At 69.4% G+C, this 19,132-nt stretch carries 18 protein-coding genes; 6 read left to right on the forward strand and 12 right to left on the reverse strand.

The annotated features are described in order from the left end of the window. The first annotated feature begins 39 nt into the window (after positions 1–39). Positions 40–867 carry an NYN domain-containing protein gene (locus ASC87_RS14685; RefSeq protein WP_200954361.1) on the forward strand — a complete coding sequence of 276 codons (828 nt, stop codon included), beginning with the start codon at positions 40–42 and terminating at the stop codon, positions 865–867. A gap of 11 nt (positions 868–878) precedes the next feature. On the opposite strand, the gene ASC87_RS14690 is transcribed toward ASC87_RS14685, so the two are convergent. The 5 genes from ASC87_RS14690 to ASC87_RS14710 form a co-directional block, all read right to left on the reverse strand. Next, positions 879–1,874 carry a tripartite tricarboxylate transporter substrate binding protein gene (locus ASC87_RS14690; protein ID WP_056663095.1) on the reverse strand — a complete coding sequence of 332 codons (996 nt, stop codon included), beginning with the start codon at positions 1,872–1,874 and terminating at the stop codon, positions 879–881. Between the two features lie 189 nt (positions 1,875–2,063). After that, on the reverse strand, positions 2,064–2,255 hold the full coding sequence (locus ASC87_RS14695) for a hypothetical protein (RefSeq protein WP_056663097.1): 192 nt from the start codon (positions 2,253–2,255) through the stop codon (positions 2,064–2,066). A 25-nt stretch (positions 2,256–2,280) separates the two neighbouring features. Beyond that, on the reverse strand, positions 2,281–2,532 hold the full coding sequence (locus ASC87_RS14700) for a hypothetical protein (RefSeq protein ID WP_056663100.1): 252 nt from the start codon (positions 2,530–2,532) through the stop codon (positions 2,281–2,283). A gap of 130 nt (positions 2,533–2,662) precedes the next feature. Then, entirely contained in the window at positions 2,663–3,577 is a 915-nt protein-coding gene (locus ASC87_RS14705) for an alpha/beta fold hydrolase (protein ID WP_157604052.1), read from the reverse strand. 184 nt (positions 3,578–3,761) lie between these two features. Next, positions 3,762–4,364, reverse strand: coding sequence for a TetR/AcrR family transcriptional regulator (locus ASC87_RS14710; RefSeq protein ID WP_056663105.1), 603 nt, complete (start codon positions 4,362–4,364; stop codon positions 3,762–3,764). A 161-nt stretch (positions 4,365–4,525) separates the two neighbouring features. Here ASC87_RS14710 and ASC87_RS14715 point away from each other — a divergent pair, with 161 nt between their 5' ends. Then, positions 4,526–6,349, forward strand: coding sequence for a HAMP domain-containing sensor histidine kinase (locus tag ASC87_RS14715; protein ID WP_056663107.1), 1,824 nt, complete (start codon positions 4,526–4,528; stop codon positions 6,347–6,349). Positions 6,350–6,370: 21 nt separating this feature from the next. On the opposite strand, the gene ASC87_RS14720 is transcribed toward ASC87_RS14715, so the two are convergent. The 3 genes from ASC87_RS14720 to ASC87_RS14730 are packed head-to-tail and all read right to left on the reverse strand — an operon-like array spanning position 6,371 to position 10,018. Further along, positions 6,371–8,056 (reverse strand): ABC transporter ATP-binding protein, encoded by a 1,686-nt coding sequence (locus tag ASC87_RS14720; RefSeq protein ID WP_157604053.1) that lies wholly within the window; start codon positions 8,054–8,056, stop codon positions 6,371–6,373. 10 nt (positions 8,057–8,066) lie between these two features. After that, a complete protein-coding gene (locus ASC87_RS14725) occupies positions 8,067–9,083 on the reverse strand; it encodes an ABC transporter permease (RefSeq protein WP_056663113.1) in 1,017 nt (338 codons plus the stop codon). Then, the gene (locus tag ASC87_RS14730; RefSeq protein ID WP_056663116.1) at positions 9,080–10,018 is read right to left on the reverse strand and encodes an ABC transporter permease; all 939 of its coding nucleotides are present in this window, start codon (positions 10,016–10,018) and stop codon (positions 9,080–9,082) included. The genes ASC87_RS14725 and ASC87_RS14730 overlap by 4 nt, the downstream gene beginning before the upstream one ends. A 71-nt stretch (positions 10,019–10,089) precedes the next feature. Here ASC87_RS14730 and ASC87_RS14735 point away from each other — a divergent pair, with 71 nt between their 5' ends. Further along, entirely contained in the window at positions 10,090–11,892 is a 1,803-nt protein-coding gene (locus tag ASC87_RS14735) for an ABC transporter substrate-binding protein (RefSeq protein ID WP_056663119.1), read from the forward strand. On the opposite strand, the gene trxC is transcribed toward ASC87_RS14735, so the two are convergent. Continuing rightward, entirely contained in the window at positions 11,893–12,309 is a 417-nt protein-coding gene (gene trxC, locus ASC87_RS14740) for a thioredoxin TrxC (protein ID WP_056663122.1), read from the reverse strand. It abuts the gene before it with no gap. Between the two features lie 146 nt (positions 12,310–12,455). Here trxC and ASC87_RS14745 point away from each other — a divergent pair, with 146 nt between their 5' ends. Further along, positions 12,456–13,616 carry a HAMP domain-containing histidine kinase gene (locus ASC87_RS14745; protein ID WP_056663126.1) on the forward strand — a complete coding sequence of 387 codons (1,161 nt, stop codon included), beginning with the start codon at positions 12,456–12,458 and terminating at the stop codon, positions 13,614–13,616. A 4-nt stretch (positions 13,617–13,620) separates the two neighbouring features. Here the strand turns inward: ASC87_RS14745 and ASC87_RS14750 are convergent, their stop codons facing one another. Then, positions 13,621–14,133, reverse strand: a complete 513-nt coding sequence (locus tag ASC87_RS14750; RefSeq protein WP_056663140.1) for a flavin reductase family protein — start codon at positions 14,131–14,133, stop codon at positions 13,621–13,623. Between the two features lie 77 nt (positions 14,134–14,210). Here ASC87_RS14750 and ASC87_RS14755 point away from each other — a divergent pair, with 77 nt between their 5' ends. After that, positions 14,211–15,836, forward strand: a complete 1,626-nt coding sequence (locus ASC87_RS14755; RefSeq protein WP_056663151.1) for an MFS transporter — start codon at positions 14,211–14,213, stop codon at positions 15,834–15,836. Between the two features lie 41 nt (positions 15,837–15,877). After that, positions 15,878–16,777: a M48 family metallopeptidase gene (locus ASC87_RS14760; RefSeq protein WP_056663154.1), complete on the forward strand. Its 900-nt coding sequence runs from the start codon at positions 15,878–15,880 to the stop codon at positions 16,775–16,777. A gap of 18 nt (positions 16,778–16,795) precedes the next feature. On the opposite strand, the gene ASC87_RS14765 is transcribed toward ASC87_RS14760, so the two are convergent. Both ASC87_RS14765 and ASC87_RS14770 read right to left on the reverse strand, forming a co-directional pair. Further along, positions 16,796–18,178, reverse strand: a complete 1,383-nt coding sequence (locus ASC87_RS14765; RefSeq protein ID WP_056663157.1) for a cytochrome P450 — start codon at positions 18,176–18,178, stop codon at positions 16,796–16,798. Positions 18,179–18,253: 75 nt separating this feature from the next. Then, a complete protein-coding gene (locus ASC87_RS14770; protein ID WP_056663162.1) occupies positions 18,254–18,895 on the reverse strand; it encodes an MBL fold metallo-hydrolase in 642 nt (213 codons plus the stop codon). Positions 18,896–19,132: the final 237 nt, after the last annotated feature.

The raw sequence follows: 19,132 nt of genomic DNA on the forward strand, positions 1-19,132 counted from the left end.
CCCAGGCACGACTCGGCATATGTTGACGGTCTCTTCGAGGTGGCGCAGAATCTGTCGCAACCCCTCCTTTGCCGGGTCATTCAGTTGACTGCTGCTCTGGAAGAAAGAACCGCCTCCGAGGCGGTTTTTTCACGTCCGAACGAGGTCGAAGGTGGGTCGAAGGTGGATTCTGGGAGCAAGGCAACAGCGGTGTACATCGATGGGTACAACCTGTACTACGGGCGATTGCGCGGTTCGCCTCACAAGTGGCTCGACGTGGTCACCCTGTTCGATCAATTGGTGCGCGTCCAGGATCCTTCGTCCGTGGTGCACAAGGTGCACTTCTTCTCGGCTCCTGCGCTCGGCCAGTTCGCCTCACACGGCGAATCGTCGGTGGCCGCGCAAGAGTCCTACCACCGAGCGCTTGAGAACCGCCATCCCGAGCGGTTCATGAAGACGCTGGGTGCTCACGCCTACGACAAACACGGAACGGCCCTGCCGCTGTTCATTCCGGGAGCGCCGTACGACAGGGCGCTTACCGCGCGGGTCTGGCGATTGGTCGAGAAGAAGACCGACGTCAACCTGGCGTTGGCGATGTACCGGGATGCGGTCGCCGGACGGTTCAGGCAACTCGTGCTGTGCTCCAACGATTCCGATGCGGAGCCGGCCCTTGCCGCCATTCGAGTGGACTGCCCATCTGTGATGATCGGTGTCGTGACGCCCGTGCGGCCGCCGGATGCGGGTGACCGCCGCCGGGTCAGCGCGTCGCTGGCCCGGCATGCGCACTGGACGCGGCACCACATCCTGGATGCCGAGCTGGATGCGGCGCAGTTGCCAGACTGCGTGCCCACCCGCAGGAAGCCGGTCCTGCGACCGGCTCATTGGTAGGGCCAGCGCCGTCAGTCCACCTTTGCGCCAGACTTCTTCACCACGTCCGCCCACTTCTTCGTCTCGGACGCGATGAACGCGGCAAACGCCGCCGGGGTGTTGCCGCCCGGGATGGCGCCCTGCGACAACAGGCGCTCCTTCACGGCGGGGGACGCCAGCGCCTTGGCACATTCCTGCTGGATGCGGTTGACGATGTCGGGCGGGGTGCCGGCCGGGGCCAGCAGGCCGAACCACGAGCTGGCGTCGAACCCCTTGACGGGGCCGGCCTCGGCGATGGTGGGCACGTCGGGCAACGCGGCGCTGCGCTGGGCGGTGGTCACGCCGAGCGCCCGCAGCTTGCCGGCCTTGATGTGCGGCATGGCCGACGGGAGGTTGTCGAACATGAGGTCCATGGTGCCGCCGATCAGGTCGAGCATCGCCGGGCCCGACCCGCGGTACGGGAAGTGCAGCATGAAGGTGCCCGTCATGCTCTTGAACAGCTCACCGCTCAGGTGGATCGAGGTGCCGTTGCCGCTCGACGCCATGTTGAGCTTGCCCGGGTTGGCCCGGGCGTAGCGGATCAGGTCGGCGACCGATTTGATGCCCGCCGCGTCGGCGCTGGCCGGGTTCATCACCAGCACGTTTGGCACCCCCGCCACCAGCGTGATCGGGGCGAAGTCCTTGATGGGGTCGAACGGCAGTTTCGGGTACAGCGACTGGTTGATGGCGTGCGTGCCGACGGTGCACATCAGCAGCGTGAGGCCGTCCGGCGGCGACTTGGCGACCTGATCGGCCCCGAGGTTGCCGCCGGCACCGGGCTTGTTGTCGACGATGAAGGTCTGGCCGAACGCCTTGCCGAGTTCGGGGGCCATGGCCCGGGCGAGGATGTCGGTGGTGCCCCCCGGGGCAAACGGGACGACGATGCGAACGGGTTTGCCGGGCCAGGCGCCCTGGGCAAACGGCGCGGACAGCGGCAGGAGGCCGCCGCCGGCGGCCAGCACGAGTTGGCGGCGATGCAGTGAAATCATGGAACGTCTCGGTGGGGGGAGACGTTCAGTGTGCCGCCAACGGTTGTGCGGGGTCCCAGGGCAATTCCCAGGCGACACGGGCCAAAAAGAAGGGAAGCGGGACAGGGATCCGGAGACTCGCTCTCATCCACCCCGGGCCGCCCGCTCCCCTGCGGACGTGTCAAACGCGCCTGAAAAACCGGGAAAGGTTCAGCGAGTGCCGCGGAGCTGGGCTCCAGGCGGCGAAAAGAGGGAGAGTTGCGTGGGTGCGCGATGGGCCTGCAGCACCTGGAACGCACGAGCCGGCGGCGGCGGCAGCGGCCGCACGGTGCTGGGCATCACGGGTTTGCGGGTGCTTTCGGTGCGAACCAGCGGCAGTGTTTGCGGTTGGAGCATGGCCATGGGGGGACCTCGTCGCGTTCAGGGATCAGTGACCGATCAGCCATTGGCTGGGGGCGAATTCACTCGGGCGCACATTGAGCGCCAGGGCGGGAACGGGGGTGAGCACGCTGGCGGCACGGGCCAGCCAGGCCGTGACCTGGATGCCACGGGAGGCCTTGGCGGACGACACGACGGGCTGCGCCAGGCGCAGCAGCGACGACGCACCACCCCGGCAACTCGGCATGGCGGGGCGCGCGGGGCGCCGGGTGCGGCGGGAACGAGGCGGGGTGGGCGTCATGGCTCAGGTCCAGGGTCGGGGGCTGGATAGCCAAGCGCAGCTTTTGTGCCAGCGTGATTTGTGCCCGTCTGGCCCTCGTCAGGCAAACGAAACCGCCGTTTTGTGGCGGACCGGTAAGCCGGCGGTTACATCACCGACCCGAATCGTCAGTGTTCATCGGGGCTGTGACGTGTTCGGCCACCTGGCGCACCACCTCCGCATCGGCCAGCACCCGGCGGTGGCCGAGCCCCCGGGTGGCGAACCACCGGCTCCCGGCAACCTGGTCGGCCAGGTGCCGCGCGAGTGCGGGTGGCGCGGCCCGGTCGTCCTCGTCGTGCACGACCAGCGTGGCCCGTGGCAGCCGGGGCGCCAGTTCGTCCGGCTCGAAACCTTCGAGGTCGATGCCCTCGCGCTGCTCGATCAGCCGGCGCATCCGCATCGACATGGCCCCGCCGAGGCCGAATCCGTTGGCAAACCACTTCAGCACGAGCTTCGGCGGTGGCGATGTGGCGATCAGGGCCAGGCGGTCGACAGGCAGGCCGTGGGCGGCCGCATGGGCCGCGGCCACTGCACCCATCGAGTGCGCCACCACGGCCTGCAGGGGGCCCAGCCGGGCCGAGGCCGCCCAGATGCCCCGCACGAACTGCGGCAGCGTGGACCGCCAGCCATCGCTGCGCCCATGGCCGGGCAGGTCGAGCAACACCGGGTTCGCCCCGGCGTCGAACACGGCGTCCCCGAGTGCCTGCATCTGGAGCGCATGGCCGGCCCAGCCGTGGACGAGCAGCACGGTGGGGCGGCCGGGCGGGGCGCCGTCGCGGCGGTACACCGCCATCGACCCCGACTCGAACGGCCAGCGCTCGAGCGTCCAACCCGCCGGCAGGTCCCGGCGCCGGGACCCGCGCTTCGTGGGCAGCGGCGTGAAAAAAAGCCGGAGCGCCAGCCGGGTGCCCCAGCCAGGGGCGAGCCGTTGCACGGCCTGCAGCGCCTGGCCGAGGCCGCGTGCCACGCGGTGTCCGCCGTAGAACGCGGCAATCGGGTTGGCGGCCGTGTCGGTGGCCGGGCTCATCGCGGCCACCCGAAATCGGCGTTGCGCCGCGGCACCGCGCGCCAGGCGCGGACCACCCAGAGCCCGCCGCGCAACAGCAGCAAGGCCAGCAGGAAGAGGAGCAGGGGAAGCATGGCAGTCCTTTTGGCGCACGGTCGTGCGAAGTTGGATCGGCAGACACGGCGCCGGGTCATGGTGGCGCGTGTCAGGGGGTGACGGAACGGATCAGGCGCTCGTACGCCGTCCACGCCCGGTCGCAGGCGAGCGGATCGCGCAGGAACCGGGCTTCGCGCATCAGCGCGACGAAGAGGCCGTCGAGCTCGAAGACGATCTGCTCGGCGTCGGTGTCGGGGAGGAGGTGACCGACCTGGATGGCCAGGTCGACCGAGCGGCGCAACGCGGCGCGCCAATGCAACACGTGTTCGAGGAGCAGGTCGCGCAGCGGGCCCTCGCAGTCGTCGAACTCGAAGGCGCCGGCGCTGTAGAGGCAGCCGGTGCGGCTCTCGACCTCGCGCACCCGCTTCATCCACAGGTGCATGATGGCGTTCAGGCGCGGCAGGCCGCGTGGTTCGCGCATGGCCGGCATGAACACGTCCTGCAGGAACCGCTTGGCGTATTCTTCGATCACGGCCTTCTGCAGCGCCTCGCGCGAGCCGATGCGCGAAAACACCCCGCTCTTGGACAACCCGGCACGCTTGGCCACCTCGCCCAGGCTCAGGCTGTTGAGGCCGTCGGCCAGGGCCATGGCCAGCGCGGTCTCGACGATGGCGCCCAAGGTGGCTTCGCTGCGTTCGGTGCGGGTTTCCATGTCTCTAATTTAGCACGATCGTGCGACGTTTCAAGCGCTATTTTGCGAGGGGATGTCCTGCCGGTCGCGGATCGGCTGAACGGCCGATCGACAGCGGTCGCTTCCCCGTGGTACACCCATTCCGCACGGTCGGAGCAGGCTCTTCAATCTACATCGGCAGCATGACGGTTCAGCGCGCACTCACGCGACGCCATTGGCTGGCCGTCGTCTCGTACCTCATGGTGGTTGCCCTGACGGCGGCGCTGGGGGTGGCCAGCGCCGACATCCTGTCGGCGGTGCGCGCCTACGTGGGCGGCGAGAGCCTGTGGTCCAAGGGGCAGAAGGAAGCGCTGTACCACCTCGACCGGTACGCCCGCCTGCACGACCCGAACGACTATGTGCGCTTCGAACGGGCGTTGTCCATGCCGCTCGGCGACCGCCGGGCCCGCATCGAACTCTCCGGCCCGTCACCTGACCTGGAAGTCGCCCGCCAGGGGTTGCAGCAGGGTGGCAACCACCCCGATGACATCCCCTCGATGATCACGCTGTTCCTCCGTTTCAAGGAAGTCAGTTTCATGGCGGACGCGATCGCCATCTGGGCCGAAGCCGACGTGGCCATCGACGAACTCCGCGTGCTCGGGGTGCAGATGCGCCGGCACGTGGTGGCGGGCGAGGCCGACGGGCCGGAACTTCGCGCGCTGGCGCAGCGCCTGCCCGCCATGGACGCCCGGCTGTCGCAGCTGGAGCGCCAGTTCTCGGACCGCCTCGGCGAAGCCTCGCGGCTGTCGAAGCGCATCGTGCTGGTGGCCACGCTGACCATCTCCGTGGTGCTGGCCTCGGCCGGGCTCCTGCTGATCGCCCGCCTGCTGAACCAGCAGTTGATGGCCGAACGGGCGCTGCGCGAAGGCAACGAACGCTGGGCGCTTGCCGCCGATGCCGCGGGCATCGGCGTGTTCGACTGGGACGTGGTGCGCAAGCGGGTCGCGCTCGATGCGCGCGCTGCCGTGCTGGCCGGTTTTCCCGCGGCCCACACCGTGGCCGATGCGGACCACTTCGCCATCGAGTCCGTCCATCCCGAAGACCGTGAACGCGTGCAGCACATGCTGGGTTCGGCGGTCGACCGTGTCGAACCGGTGTCGGTCCGCTACCGTGTCGTGACGCCGATGGGCAAGGTGCGCCACATCGAACTGCACGCGCGGGCGCGGGCCAACGGCCGCCACCCGCGCATGATCGGCATCCTGCGCGACGTCAGCCGGGACATGGAGGCCGAACGCCTGCGCCTCGACAAGGAAACCGCCGAACGCGCCAACCGGGCCAAGGGCGAGTTCCTGTCCCGGGTAAGCCACGAGCTGCGCACGCCACTCAACGCGGTGCTCGGTTTCGCGCAGCTGATGCAGCTCGACAGTGCCGAAAAACTCAGCCCCGGGCAGGCCGCCCGCGTCGGGCACGTGATCGACAGCGGCCGCCACCTGCTCGACCTCATCAACGACATGCTCGACGTCACGAGCATCGACGCCGGCGGGGTGAAGTTCGCCCCGCAGCAAGTGTCCGTTCACGGCGTGCTCGCCCGCTGCAGCGACAAGCTGTCGGCGCTGGCCGATGCACAAGGGGTGCGCATCGTGCCACCCCCACCGGAGCGCGACCTGCACGTCCTGGCGGACCCGCGGCGGCTCGAGCAGGTGTTCATCAACCTCATGTCGAACGCCATCAAGTACAACCGGCCCGACGGCGAGGTGCGGCTCACCGTGGAACCCGACGGCAACGACGTGGTGGCCAAGGTGCACGACACCGGCGCGGGGTTGACCGAGGAGCAGCTGGGCCAGCTGTTCCAGCCGTTCAACCGGCTCGGTGCCGAGTACTCGAAGGTGGTGGGCAGCGGCCTCGGCCTCGTCATCACCCGCCAGCTGGTGACGCTGATGGGCGGCAGCGTGGCCGCCAGCAGCCGCGCGGGCGAGGGGACGACGTTCGTGGTGCGGCTGCCCAAGGGCAGTGCCGTCGCGGCCTGAAGCGGGGGAGACTGACGCGGATCAGGCCGGCACGTAGCCGCGCGGGATGGCCCCGAGCAGGTCGCGGGTGTAGGCCTCGCGCGGGTGGTCCAGCACCTGGGTCACCGGGGCCTGTTCCACCACCTGGCCGTCCTTCATCACCATCACCTCATCGGCCATGAACCGCACCACCGCGATGTCGTGGCTGATGAACACGTAGGCGAGGCCCAGCTCGTCCTGCAGGTCCTTCAACAGGTTGAGCACCTGCGCCTGCACCGACACGTCGAGCGCGCTGACCGCCTCGTCGAGCACCAGCACCTCGGGGTTCAGTGTCAGGCACCGGGCGATGGCCACGCGCTGGCGCTGGCCGCCGGAGAACTCGTGCGGGTAGCGGTTCATCGCGGATTCGTCGAGGCCCACACGCGCGAGCAGCGCGCGCGCGCGCGCCTCGCGATCAGCGTCCGACGTGCCGATGCCGTGGATGGCCATGGGTTCGACGAGCGTGCGGCCGATCGCAAAACGCGGGTTGAGCGACGCATACGGGTTCTGGAACACGACCTGGATGCGCCGGCGCATGGGCAGCATCTCGCGCCGTGACAGCGCCAGCAGGTCCCGCCCGTCGAAGGTCACGCGGCCGCCTTCAGGGCCACCGTGCGGTTCGTGCAGGCGCAGCAGCGCGAGGCCCATCGTCGTCTTGCCGGAACCGGATTCGCCCACCACGCCGAGGGTATGCCCACGCCGCAGCGTGAAGCTCGCGCCCTTGACGGCCTTGAACTCGCGCCGGCCGAACACCCCGTGGCGCAGCCAGAACCCCTTCGTGAGGTTCTCGGCCTGCAGCACCACCGGCGCGGCCGGGTCCTTCACCACCGGGGTGGAGGCGGTGGCCGGCCGCACGTCGTCGATGGCCCGCAGGCGGTGACCCTGCTGGAGCGAGGGGCGGCAGGCCAGCAGCGCCTGCGTGTACGCGTCCTGCGGGTCGGAGAAAATGCGGGCCACCGGGCCGCGCTCGCGCACGGTGCCCTGGCGCATCACCACCACCTCGTCGGCGATCTCACCCACCACCCCGAGGTCGTGGCTGATGAACAGCATGCTCATGCGGTGCTTGTCCTTGAGCGCGCGCAGCAGGTCGAGGATCTGGCGCTGGATGGTCACGTCGAGCGCCGTGGTGGGTTCGTCGGCGATCAGCAGCTTCGGCTTGCAGGCGAGCGCCATCGCGATCATCACGCGTTGCTGTTGCCCGCCCGACAGCTCGTGCGGGTAGCTGGACAGGCGCCGCTTCGGTTCGGGCAGCCCCACCTCGTCGAGCAGGGCCTCGGCCTGGGCCAGGGCCTGGCGCGCGCTGAGGCCCAGGTGCCGGCGCAGCGGTTCGGTCACCTGCCGGCCCACGGTGAACACCGGGTTCAACGAACTCATCGGGTCCTGGAACACGCAGGCGATCTCGCGCCCGCGCAGCGCCTGCAACTCGCCGAGGGTCGCGTGCACCAGGTCGCGGTCCTGGAACAGGATGCGGCCGCGCCGTTCGGCATTCTCGGGCAGCAGGTTCAGGATCGACATGGCCGTGACACTCTTGCCCGAGCCCGATTCCCCGACGAGGGCCACCGTGGTGTTCTCGGGCACGTCGAGGCTCACGCCCACCGGCCCGCGCCCGACGGCCTCGGTGCGCAGCACCACGCCGTGTTCCTTGCCCACGCGGAACGCCACGTGGAGGTCCTGGATGCTCAAGAGCATGGGGTGTTCCTCATTCCAGCCCGCGGAGTTTGGGGTCGAGCGCATCGCGCAGCGCGTCGGTGAACAGCGAGAACGCGGTGACGAACACCGCCATGAACACCGTGGCCGCGGCCAGCTGCCACCAGTAGCCCTGGATCAGCTCGCTCTGGGCCTCGGACAGCATGGTGCCCCAGCTCACCTCGTCCACCGCCACGCCGAGCCCGAGGTACGACAGGATCACCTCGGCCTTGATGAACCCCACCACATGCACCGACAACTGCACGAGCAGCACATGGCTGATGTTGGGCAGGATGTGGCGGAACATGCGTGACGTGGTGCTGGCCCCGATGGCCTCGGCCGCGCGCACGTACTCGCGCACCGTGTGTTTCAGGAACTCGGCGCGCACGAGGCGGTAGATGCCGGTCCAGCCCGCGAAGCCCAGGATCAGCACCACCGATTGCGTGCCCCGCCCGGCCAGCGCCGCGAACGCGAAGATCAGCAGGATGCCGGGGATGGACGTGAACACGTTGTAGACCCACTCCAGCAGGTCGCCCACCTTGCCGCCGAAGAAGCCGGCGAGCGCACCGAGCACCGTGCCGATGGCGGTGGCCACGACGGCCGCCAGCACGCCCACCAGCACCGAAACCTTCGCACCCTGCACGGCCTTGGCGAGCACGTCGCGGCCCTGCAGGTCGGCGCCGAACGGCAGGGTGTTCGCCTTGGCGGTCTCGGTGTGTTCGAACGTGGCCGCGCGTTCGGCCCAGGCCTTGTATTGCGGGGCCAGGGGGTCGATGTCGCTCAGGTCGACGTTGGGCCCGGTGGGGACCGGCAGCCCGGCGGTGGCGCTGCCGTTGGCCGGGCCCATGAAGCTCGGCGGGGCATACGACACGCCGCGTTCGCGCTGCCAGTCCGAGGCGATGAGCCCGGCGCTCGCCAGCAGCACCATCACCAGGAACAACAGCACCACGATGAGCGCGGCCATGCCCACCTTGTCGCGGCGCAGGCGGCGCCACGCGGCGGCCCAGATGCCCTCGGTGGGGGCCGTCACTTGAGCACCACCCGCGGATCGGCCACGGTGTAGAGCACGTCGGTCAACAGGTTCACCACCATCGTGATGACGGCGAGGTAGATCGTCACGGCCTGGATGACGGGGTAGTCGCTGCGGTTCACCGCGAGCAGCACCTCGCGGCCCACGCCCGGGATCGAGAAGAACACCTCGATCAGGAACGACCCCACGAAGATGCCCGGCAGGGCACCGCCGATGCCGGTGAGGATGGGGATCATCGCGTTGCGCATCACGTGTGTCAGCAGGATGCGCTTTTCCGTGAGCCCCTTGGCCCGCGCGGTGCGCACGTAGTCGTTGCCGATCTCGTCGAGGAAGTAGCTGCGGTACAGCCGCGTTTGCGGCGACAGCGACACGAACACCGCCAGCAGCACCGGCAGCGGGGCGTACTTCACGAGGTTGGTCCACACCGAGTCGGTCCAGCCCTGCACCGGGAACCAGCCCAGGCGAAACGCGAACACGTACTGCCCGGCGATCACGTACACCAGGAACGAGATGGACAGCGCCACCGTGGTGACGATCATCACCGCGCGGTCGGTCAGCGAGCCACGCAGGTAGGCCACCGCGAGGGCGAACGGGATGGCGAGCAGCACCTCCAGCACCAGGATGGGCACCATCACCGTCAGCGTGGCTGGCAGGCGGCTCAGGAACAGCCCGGCGACGGATTCGTTGGTGGCCCAGCTGCGGCCCCAGTCCAGGGTGACGATCTGCTTCGCGAAGATCCAGAGCTGCTCCCACACCGGGCGGTTCAGCCCGAGCAGGTCCTGGATGGCCTTGACGGTCTCGGCGGAGGCGTTCTGGCCGGCGAGGATTTCCGCCGGGTCGCCGCCGAAGTACTTGAACAGGAAGAACACCAGCAGCACGACGCCGATCAGCGTCGGGATCATCTGCCACAAACGTCGCAACAGGTAGGCCGTCATGCGGTGGGGACCTCGGCTCGGAAAATACGGGGGTGTGTCGAGCCGGAGTCTACGGCCCTAGACTAGCGATCATGAACACCTGGCTCCAACTTTTTCGGCGAATGGGCGTCGCGTGGATGGCGGCGCCGGCGTTGGTTTTCGCACAGTCCGCCGCCGCGCCGCCGCAGAAGGTGCTGCGCATCCCGTTCGTCGCGGCCGAGACCGGGTTCGACTACGCGCAGGTGAGCGACCTGTACTCGAACATCGCCATCTCGCACATCTTCGATTCGCTGTACGACTACGACCACCTGGCCCGGCCGTTCAAGATCAAGCCGGCCACCGCGGTGGCCATGCCCGAAGTGTCGGCCGACTTCCGCACGTACACGGTGCGCCTGAAGCCTGGCACCTACTTCGCCGACGATCCGGCGTTCAAGGGGCAGAAGCGAGAGCTGGTGGCCGCCGACTATGTCTACTCGATCAAGCGCTATTTCGACCCGAAGATCAAGAGCCCGCACTACTCCGGCATGGTGGACGAGGGCATCGTGGGCCTCGACGAGCATCGCCAGGCGGCCATCAAGGCCAAGAAGCCGTTCGACTACGACCGCGAGGTCGAAGGCCTCCGGGCGCTCGACCGCTACACGCTGCAATTCAAGCTCGCGGAACCCCGGCCGCGGTTCATCTATGCGCTGGCCGGGTTCGTCGCGATGGCCCGCGAGGTGGCCGAAGCCTATGGCGATGCGATCGGCGAGCACCCGGTGGGCACCGGGCCGTTCCGTCTCACGCAATGGCGGCGCAGCTCGCTGATGGTGTTCGAGCGCAACCCGAACTACCGCGAGGAGTACTACAACGCCGAACCGAACGCCGACGACGTGGCAGGCCAGGCGCTGCTGGCCCGTTTCAAGGGGCGGCGGCTGCCCATGGTGGACCGGGTCGAGGTGAGCGTGGTGGACGAAAGCCAGCCGCGGTGGCTCGCGTTCCTGAACAACGAGTTCGACGTGGCGGCCGTGCCGCTCGAGTTCACGAACGTGGCGCTGCCGCAGGGCAAGCTGGCGCCCAACCTCGCCAAACGTGGCATCCAGTTGCGGCGCCGGCTCGGCTCGGACGTCACGTTCTACTACTTCAACATGGACGACCCGGTGGTAGGCGGCTACACCCCGCAGAAGGTGGCACTGCGGCGCGCCATCTCGCTGGCCACGAACGTCGAGCAGGAGGTGACCCGCGTTCGCCGCGGCCAGGCCATCCCCGCGCAGTCGGGCGTCGCCCCCGACACCTACGGCTACGACCCCACGTTCAAGACCGAGAACAGCGAGTTCAGCCCCGCGAAGGCAAAGGCCCTGCTCGACCTGAACGGTTATGTCGACCGCGACGGCGACGGCTGGCGCGACCAGCCCGACGGCCAGCCGCTGGTCATCAAGTACGCCACGCAGCCCGACCCCATCTCGCGCCAGTTCGACGAGTTGTGGAAGAAGAACATGGACGCCATCAACGTGCGCCTGTCGTTCGACATCGGCAAGTGGCCCGACCAGCTCAAGCGGGCGCGGGCCGGGCAGCTGATGGTGTGGGCACTCGGGTCGTCGTCGTCGTCACCCGACAGCTCGGGCGGGTTCGAGCGGTCCTACGGGCCGTCCGCGGGCGCGGGCAACCTCGCGCGGTTCAAGCTGAAGGCCTACGACGACGTGTACCGCCGCATCGACTCGCTGCCCGACGGCCCGGAACGCCTGGCAGCGATGCGGGAGGGCAACCGGCTGCTGGTGGCCTACATGCCGTACAAGTTCAATGTGCACCGCATCATCAACCAGCTGGTGCAGCCCTGGGTCATCGGCTACCGGGCGCCCATCTTCTGGAACAACTACTGGCACATGGTGGACATCGACGACACGCTGCGGCCCCGGTGATCACTTCGTGGCCCAGGCCACGATCTGGGACGCCTGCACCGCGCCCGCCTGGCGCCGGGTCTCCTGGCCACGGTCGATCCGCACCAGCGTGGGGATGCTGCGGATCGCGAACCGCCCGGCGGTGCGGGGGTTCGCATCGCTGTCCACCTTCACCAGCACGGCGCGGCCCTGCAGCTCGCGCGCGGCCACCTCGAACTGCGGCGCCATGATGCGGCAGGGGCCGCACCAGGCCGCCCAGAAGTCCACCACAACCGGCAGCTCCGAACGGGCCACGAACGTGTCGAAGTTGCTGTCGTCCAGCGTGATCGGGGTGGCGGGCAGCAGCGGCACGCCGCAGCGCCCGCACACGGGGTCGTCGCGCAACCGCTCGCCGGGCACGCGGTTGGTGGCTTGGCATTGGGGACAGGCAACATGCATCGTTCGGCTCCGGAGCGGCAACTCCCCTGGACATGCTGCTGGCAGGCCGGATTTCAACCACACGATCTGCGGGGTGGACGCGTTGTCCGGGCGGGCATAGCATCATCGGACGGTGGGCGGCGTTGTCCGACCCAAGGAGACGATCCATGTCGTTCGACACCCGTTCGCCGCACACCGGTGCGGCGTCCCCCGATCCCATGTGGCTGTCCGACACCACGCCGGCCCAGTCCGCGTGGCGGCCTTCGGTAGCACGGCCACCGGCGTTGCAGGCGCCGCCAAAGCTGCTCGCGAAGGTGGGCGAGGCGTTTGCCACCGCGTTGGCCGCGCTGCACGACCGCCTGCTTGACGCCGACCCGCGTGCCCTCGAGGCGAGCCTCGCCGAACTCGAACGCCTCGAGAACCTGGGCCTGCAGGTGCAGCAGATGGCCCGGGTGATGGGCCACGATGGTGCCCACGCGGTGGAGAACATCGACCTGGCCGACGCCGTCCAGCGGGCGCTGGTGCTGTGGTCCACCGCCGCCCGTGCCCGCGGGGTGGTGCTGAACCAGCCCGACGCCACCTCGGCACGCGTGCAGGTGGACGCCGCCGTGTTCGAGCAGCTGATCGACCTCACGCTCGAACACGCGCTGGACGCCGGCGACTCGGTGGCGCTGCGGGTGCGCCCGCAGCCGGCCGCGCAGCAGGCGCTGCTGCTGATCGACGTGCAGCGCACCGGCCCCATCACGTCGGCCGCGTCCGGGCGTGGGAATGCGGTCGAGGACGACGAGGACGACCTGCGCTGGCTGATGCTGAGCCAGGTGGCCCGGGCGAGCGGCATCGCCGCCCGGCGCGAGCGCTCGGGCAGCATGCTGAGCGTGGTGTTGACCTTCCCGATGGCCACGCTCGGCAGCTGGTACCCGGCCACGGCCGAGGCGGCCGACATGGCGGGCACTGCGGGCGTGCGCGGGGGCCATGTGCTGATCATCGACCCACGCTCCCGGTCACGCCTGCAGGCCCGCGAACTGCTGCTGGCCGCGGGGCTCCGGGCCGATGCCGCCGCCAACCTCGATCAGGCCCGCCTGGCGCTGCGTGACCGCGAACCGGACGTGCTGATCACCGGGTTCCCCGCCAACGACCCGGAGGCCGCGCGTTTCATCGACGACCTGCGCACGAGCCAACCGCGCCTCGCCGTGATCGAGTTGGTCGATGCGGCCAGCGGGTTCATGCCCACGGGGCTGGACACACCCGGGTGCGTGAGCCGGGCCGAGCTGGCCAGCGCGCTCTTGCCCGCCGTGCTGCTCGATCTGGAGGCCGCCCGAGGCGCCTAGGTGCTCAGGCGAGCGGCAGTTCGGTGTAGTAGCGCCCGCCGTGGAACAGCAGCGGCTGGGCGCCTTCGCGGTGCTCGCACCGCTCCACCTCGCCCACGAAGATCACGTGGTCGCCTTCCTCGTAGCGGCTGCGGTTGAAACACTCGAACCGGGCGGCGGCTCCTTCCAGCAGCGGCACGCCGCCGGCTCCCTCCTGCCACGGGAGGCCGGCGAACCGGTCGATGTCCTTCGTGGCAAACCGCTGGGCGAGGGCCACCTGGTCGGCCGCGAGGATGTGGATGGCGTAGTGCGACCCGCGCGTGAAGATGGGCATGGACCCGGCACGCTGCGACAGGCTCCACAACACGAGTGGCGGGTCGAGCGACACCGAGTTGAACGAGTTGGCGGTCAAACCCACGAATGCGCCGCTGGCATCGCGCGCGGTCACGATGGTCACGCCCGTGGCGAACGTGCTGAGCGCCTGGCGGAACTCGAGGGCTGAAAACGTGGGGGACAAGGCGCGGGGCGAACGGCTCATCCCCCGATTGTCGGCGAACCGGCCAAGCCTCGGAGGCTCTCGGTCTCTCGATCCCCCGGCCTCCTAGAATCAGCACGATGACCGAACCCCTGTCGCCCCTCCACGCCCGCGCGGTGGCCTTCCACCGCCTGCTCGTGGTGGCCGTGCTGGGGTTCGCTTCCGGCCTGCCGCTCGCCCTCACCGGACAGGCCATGCAGGCGTGGCTGAGCGGCGTGGGCATCGATGTGGCCACCATCGGGTTCCTGAGCCTCGTCGGCCTGCCGTACACGTTCAAGTTCCTCTGGGCGCCACTGATGGACCGTTTCGAGTTGCCGTGGCTCGGACGCCGGCGCGGCTGGCTCGTGCTGACCCAGCTCGGCCTGGCCGGTGCGTTGTGGTGGATGGCAGACACCTCGCCCACCGCGGCCACGCGCACGTTCGCGCTGCTGGCGGTGCTGGTCGCGTTCGTGTCGGCCTCGCAGGACGTCGTGATCGACGCGTACCGCACCGACCTGCTGCACGCCCACGAGCGCGGCCTCGGGTCGTCGCTCAACGTGCTGGGCTACCGCCTCGCGATGATCCTGTCGGGGGGGGTGGCGCTGATCTGGGTCGACCCCACCCAGGGCGGCGGCTGGACCTGGCCCGAGGTGTACCGCACGATGGCCTGGCTGATGGTGGGCGCTGCGGTGCTGTCGGCAGTGGCCTTGCCCCGCCTCGCCGTGACGGTGCGGCCCACCAGTGTCGCGTCGCACGACCTGCGCGGTTTTGCCTGCGTGGCGCTGGCCATCGGCGCCGGGTACGTGCTCACCGCTGGCCTCGGTGACGCCGAGGGCCGCCACCCGTTGCTGGCCCACGGCCTTTTCCGCCCGGCCGCCGCCGCGGTGCTCGACCCGCTGCTGTCGGGCGGCGCACTGTCGCTGGCGCTGAAGTCCAAGTGGATCGACCTGCTGACGCTGCTGATCGGCATCGGGGTCACGTTGCCGCTGGCCGCGTGGACCGCGCGCAAGGCGCGCTTCGAGACGCTGCTGGGGGGCCTGCAGAGCTACTTCAGCCAGCCGGGCGCCGGTGCCTTCCTCGCCTTCATCGTGCTCTACAAGCTGGGCGATGCGTTTGCCGGGTCGCTGATGACGCCGTTCCTGCTGAAGGCCATGGCCTTCGCGCCCGCCGAGTTCGGCGTGGCCAACAAGCTGATCGGGCTGTGGCTCACGATCGGCGGTGCGCTGCTCGGCGGCGCGCTGATGTTCAAGCTCGGGCTGTGGCGTTCGCTGATGCTGTTCGGCGTGTTGCAGATGCTGAGCAACCTGGGCTTCTGGTGGCTGGCAGTGAACGGCAAGGGCGTGATGCCGGCGTTGACCATCCCGGCGTTCGACCTCGGCATCGTCTCGCTCGCGCAGGCCACGCCGATCGACGGTGGCCTGCTGATGGTCATCGCGTTCGAGAACCTGTCGGGGGGCATGGGCACCGCGGCCTTCGTGGCCTTCCTGATGGGACTGTGCAACCAGCGTTTCACCGCCACGCAGTACGCTTTGCTGTCCGCGTTCGCCTCCGTGGGGCGGGTGTGGGTGGGGCCGCTGGCCGGCGTGCTGGCCGAAACCATCGGTTGGCCCGTGTTTTTCCTCGTGTCCACCGCCGTGGCCCTGCCGGCGTTGGGCCTGTTGTGGTGGCTCAGGGCACCGGTGTCCGCGCTCGAGGTGGACCCCGACGCCCCGTTGAGCGACGATTGACCGGTGGAACATTCCGAGGCCTGAAAGGGTCTGAACCCAGCATGCAACACACATCCAATCCTCAAGACTTCACCTGGGCGCCTGCCTGCGGCTGCGCGCTGCATTCCCGCCGCCTGTTCACGGGCGGCCTGCTCGCTGCCGGGGCGCTGGCCGCTGTGCCTGCGCTGGCCCGGGAAGGCGTCGACGTGGGGGAACGCTCGCAGTTCTCGAAGCTGGCGTCGGCCGAGCAGGTCGAGACCGCGGCCGTCCAGAACTACACTCAGCTCAAGCAGGAGGCCCGCCAGAAGTCCGCCTTGCTGCCCGACAGCGATCCCCAGGTGGTGCGCCTGCGGGCCATCGCCGAACGCCTCATTCCGTTCAGCTACGAATGGAACCCGCGCGCCCGCGACTGGAAGTGGGAGATCAACGTGCTGGCGTCCAAGCAGGTCAACGCCTTCTGCATGCCGGGCGGCAAGATCGCCTTTTTCACCGGCATCCTGCAGCAGCTGCAGCTCAACGACGACGAGGTGTCCATGGTCATGGGCCACGAGATCGCCCACGCGCTGCGCGAACATGCCCGCGAGCGCATGGGCAAGACCATGGCCACCCAGGGCGCGATCTCACTCGGGGCGGCGCTGCTGGGCCTGGGCAACAACGCCCGCGTGGTGGCCGACATGGGCGGCCAGCTGCTCTCGTTGCGGTTCGGCCGCGAGGACGAGTCCGAAGCCGACCTGGTGGGCATGGAGCTGTCCGCCCGCGCCGGGTATGACCCCCGCGCCGGCGTGTCGCTGTGGCAGAAGATGGGCGAGGCCAGCAAGGGCGCGCCGCCGCAGTTCCTGTCCACCCACCCGTCGGGGCCCACCCGGATCAAGGACATCCAGCGCGCGTTGCCGCAGGTGCAGCCGCTGTACGCCCGTGCACCGAAGCCTGCGCGGCGTTTCGAGCCGCCGGCCAAGGGCTGAGAGGCTGACGGTGGTGCGTTAGCGCACCCGCTCGAACGCACTCACTGTCATCGGCCCCTGCGGCGTCGCCGCATTCACCCCGTGGGCCTCGCGCCGCCACAGGGCCGGCGAGGACAACGTCCAGTGCGTGTGGGTCACGAGCTTCGCGCAGAAGAGCTTGGCCACCAGCACCGCCACGTCCTTGCCCGGGCACGTGCGGTTGCCGGGGCAGAACGGTGCATCGTGGGGGCCGCGCGCCCAGATGAGGTGGCGCGAGCCGGCCGGCTGGCGAAACCGCTGCGGGTCGAACCGCCCGGGGTCGTCGAAGGCGGTGGGGTCGCGGTGTGCGGCCGCGATCGCACCCATCAACCGGTCGCCCTGCCGGATGGCATAGGCACCCGACTGCGAGCGCAGCGTGCGGTCGCGGGTGGCCCGAGCGAACACGTTGGCCACCGGCGGGTGCAGGCGCAGCACCTCGCGCATCCAGGCGTCGAGCCCGGGCAGGCCCTCGAGCCGGCGCAGCGCGGGCAACACCGGCAGCGGCCCGAACGTGGTGATCACCTCGTGCCGCACCCGCAGGGCCCATGCCGGCTGCGACGACAGCTCCCCCACCACCGATTTCAGCAGGCTCTGCAGGCCGAGGAACGCGTGCATGCCGATGAGGCACAGCATCTGGCGGGCCACCTCGCCGGCGTCGTCGAGGCCGAGGGCCCGGGCGCGCGCCAGCACGCCGGGAAACTGCGGGCTCTGCAACACACACGCGAGCAGCCGCTCGAACGCCGCCAGCGACTGCCGGTAGCGCGAACGCGGGAACAGCGCGGCGAGCCGGGGGAAGCGGTGGCCGAACAGGTTCAAGTACAGCAGGCGCACGTCGGCCGGATCGGGCCGCGCGCCCAGCAGCCAATCGAACAGGAACTCGGCCGGGAAGTTCTCCAGTTCATCCCGGAATGAAAACGGCCGGCCACCGTTGTCCCAGCGGTCCAGGTAGTGGTCCGCGGTGGCCTCGAAACGTTCGCCGAGGTCGGGCAGGCGCGACTGCAGCCAGTCGTGGTACAGCGCCTTCGGCACGTCGTGCGCCCGGCCGTTTTCGAAGGTGCTGGGCACCACGCCCCCCACCAGCGCGCGTGGCGGACGCGACCAGCCGAAGCCGTATTCCTGCACCAGGTCGGGCGAGTCGAACAGCACCGAGATGGCCTGGGTGTCGACCAGTGCCACGACCGGCCGCCACAGGTACACGCGGAACACCGTGCCGCCGTGCCGGCGCTGCTGGTGGCGCAGGAACGCGTCCGGGCCGCTCCACAGGAAATAGTCGGCGGTCTGGACGGCGGTGGCCCACCATCCGGGCAACCGGCGGCCGGGCACGGGGCGCGGCCGGGTGGGAGGGGGCAGCGGGGCGGTCGAGGTGGTGCTGGTGACGTTCATCTGTCGCCAGCCTAGGCAAGGTGGCCGCCCGGTGCATCCCCAGACGGGACGACGCGAGGAGGCCGCCCGGCCTCCTCAGGTGCCGCGCACGTACGGGTTGTGGCGGCGTTCGTCGCCGAAGGTACTTTCCTCGCCGTGCCCGGGGATGAACGTCACGTCGTCGCCCATGGGCCACAGGCGTTGCGTGATCGATCCGATGAGCTGATCGAAGTTGCCTTGCGGAAAATCCGTCCGGCCGATGCCGCCCGCGAACAGCACGTCGCCCACGAAGGCCCGGCGGCTCGCCGCCTCGAAGAACACCACGTGCCCGGGCGTGTGCCCCGGGCAGTGGCGCACGTGCAGCGTGCAGTGCCCGATCGACACCTCGTCGCCGTCGTGCAGCCAGCGCGTGGGTTCGAACGGCTCGGCCGCCGGAAAGCCGAACATGCGGCTCTGCTGCGGCAGACCGTCGATCCAGAAGCGATCGCCCTCGTGCGGCCCCACGATGGGCAGGCCCAGTTCCCGTGCGAGCTGTCCGGTGCCACCCGCGTGGTCGATGTGCGCGTGCGTGAGCCAGATCTGTTCGAGCGACAGCCCCTGGGCCTCGACGAACGCCAGCAGCTTCGGCAGGTCACCGCCGGGATCGATGACGGCGGCCTTCAGGGTGTCGGCGCACCAGACGATGGAGCAGTTCTGGGCGAAGGCAGTGACCGGGATGGTCTGGTACTGGAAGGGCATGGCGGCAGGAAGCTGAGAACAAAGTGTCGAAGTGGCTCGACCAAGACGAGTGTCGACCGGTGACCTGCGGACCGGTTGGCAAGGTTTCGAACTCCCCCCGGGCGCGGGTACTGAGGACTGGCGAGACCCTCATCCTTCGGCGAGCCGTGCCACCGCTGAAGCGGACTTGCACCCGTGCAGAAACGCCAGCGAAACCAGCGGCGGCATCCATAGAATCGTGCCCGATGAACGGGCAAC

Origin of the sequence: Rhizobacter sp. Root1221 (assembly GCF_001425785.1) — a bacterium.
In the GTDB taxonomy this organism is placed as follows: domain Bacteria; phylum Pseudomonadota; class Gammaproteobacteria; order Burkholderiales; family Burkholderiaceae_C; genus Rhizobacter.

Excerpts from the sequence above, each read along its gene's own strand:
- ASC87_RS14700 (WP_056663100.1), bottom strand. The coding sequence starts at position 2,532 with ATGACGCCCACCCCGCCTCGTTCCCGCCGCACCCGGCGCCCCGCGCGC.
- ASC87_RS14770 (WP_056663162.1), bottom strand. The coding sequence starts at position 18,895 with ATGCCCTTCCAGTACCAGACCATCCCGGTCACTGCCTTCGCCCAGAAC.
- ASC87_RS14750 (WP_056663140.1), bottom strand. The coding sequence starts at position 14,133 with ATGAGCCGTTCGCCCCGCGCCTTGTCCCCCACGTTTTCAGCCCTCGAG.
- ASC87_RS14730 (WP_056663116.1), bottom strand. The coding sequence starts at position 10,018 with ATGACGGCCTACCTGTTGCGACGTTTGTGGCAGATGATCCCGACGCTG.
- ASC87_RS14720 (WP_157604053.1), bottom strand. The coding sequence starts at position 8,056 with ATGCTCTTGAGCATCCAGGACCTCCACGTGGCGTTCCGCGTGGGCAAG.
- ASC87_RS14755 (WP_056663151.1), top strand. The coding sequence starts at position 14,211 with ATGACCGAACCCCTGTCGCCCCTCCACGCCCGCGCGGTGGCCTTCCAC.
- ASC87_RS14690 (WP_056663095.1), bottom strand. The coding sequence starts at position 1,874 with ATGATTTCACTGCATCGCCGCCAACTCGTGCTGGCCGCCGGCGGCGGC.
- ASC87_RS14765 (WP_056663157.1), bottom strand. The coding sequence starts at position 18,178 with ATGAACGTCACCAGCACCACCTCGACCGCCCCGCTGCCCCCTCCCACC.
- trxC (WP_056663122.1), bottom strand. The coding sequence starts at position 12,309 with ATGCATGTTGCCTGTCCCCAATGCCAAGCCACCAACCGCGTGCCCGGC.
- ASC87_RS14715 (WP_056663107.1), top strand. The coding sequence starts at position 4,526 with ATGACGGTTCAGCGCGCACTCACGCGACGCCATTGGCTGGCCGTCGTC.
- ASC87_RS14695 (WP_056663097.1), bottom strand. The coding sequence starts at position 2,255 with ATGGCCATGCTCCAACCGCAAACACTGCCGCTGGTTCGCACCGAAAGC.
- ASC87_RS14710 (WP_056663105.1), bottom strand. The coding sequence starts at position 4,364 with ATGGAAACCCGCACCGAACGCAGCGAAGCCACCTTGGGCGCCATCGTC.
- ASC87_RS14705 (WP_157604052.1), bottom strand. The coding sequence starts at position 3,577 with ATGAGCCCGGCCACCGACACGGCCGCCAACCCGATTGCCGCGTTCTAC.
- ASC87_RS14760 (WP_056663154.1), top strand. The coding sequence starts at position 15,878 with ATGCAACACACATCCAATCCTCAAGACTTCACCTGGGCGCCTGCCTGC.
- ASC87_RS14735 (WP_056663119.1), top strand. The coding sequence starts at position 10,090 with ATGAACACCTGGCTCCAACTTTTTCGGCGAATGGGCGTCGCGTGGATG.
- ASC87_RS14745 (WP_056663126.1), top strand. The coding sequence starts at position 12,456 with ATGTCGTTCGACACCCGTTCGCCGCACACCGGTGCGGCGTCCCCCGAT.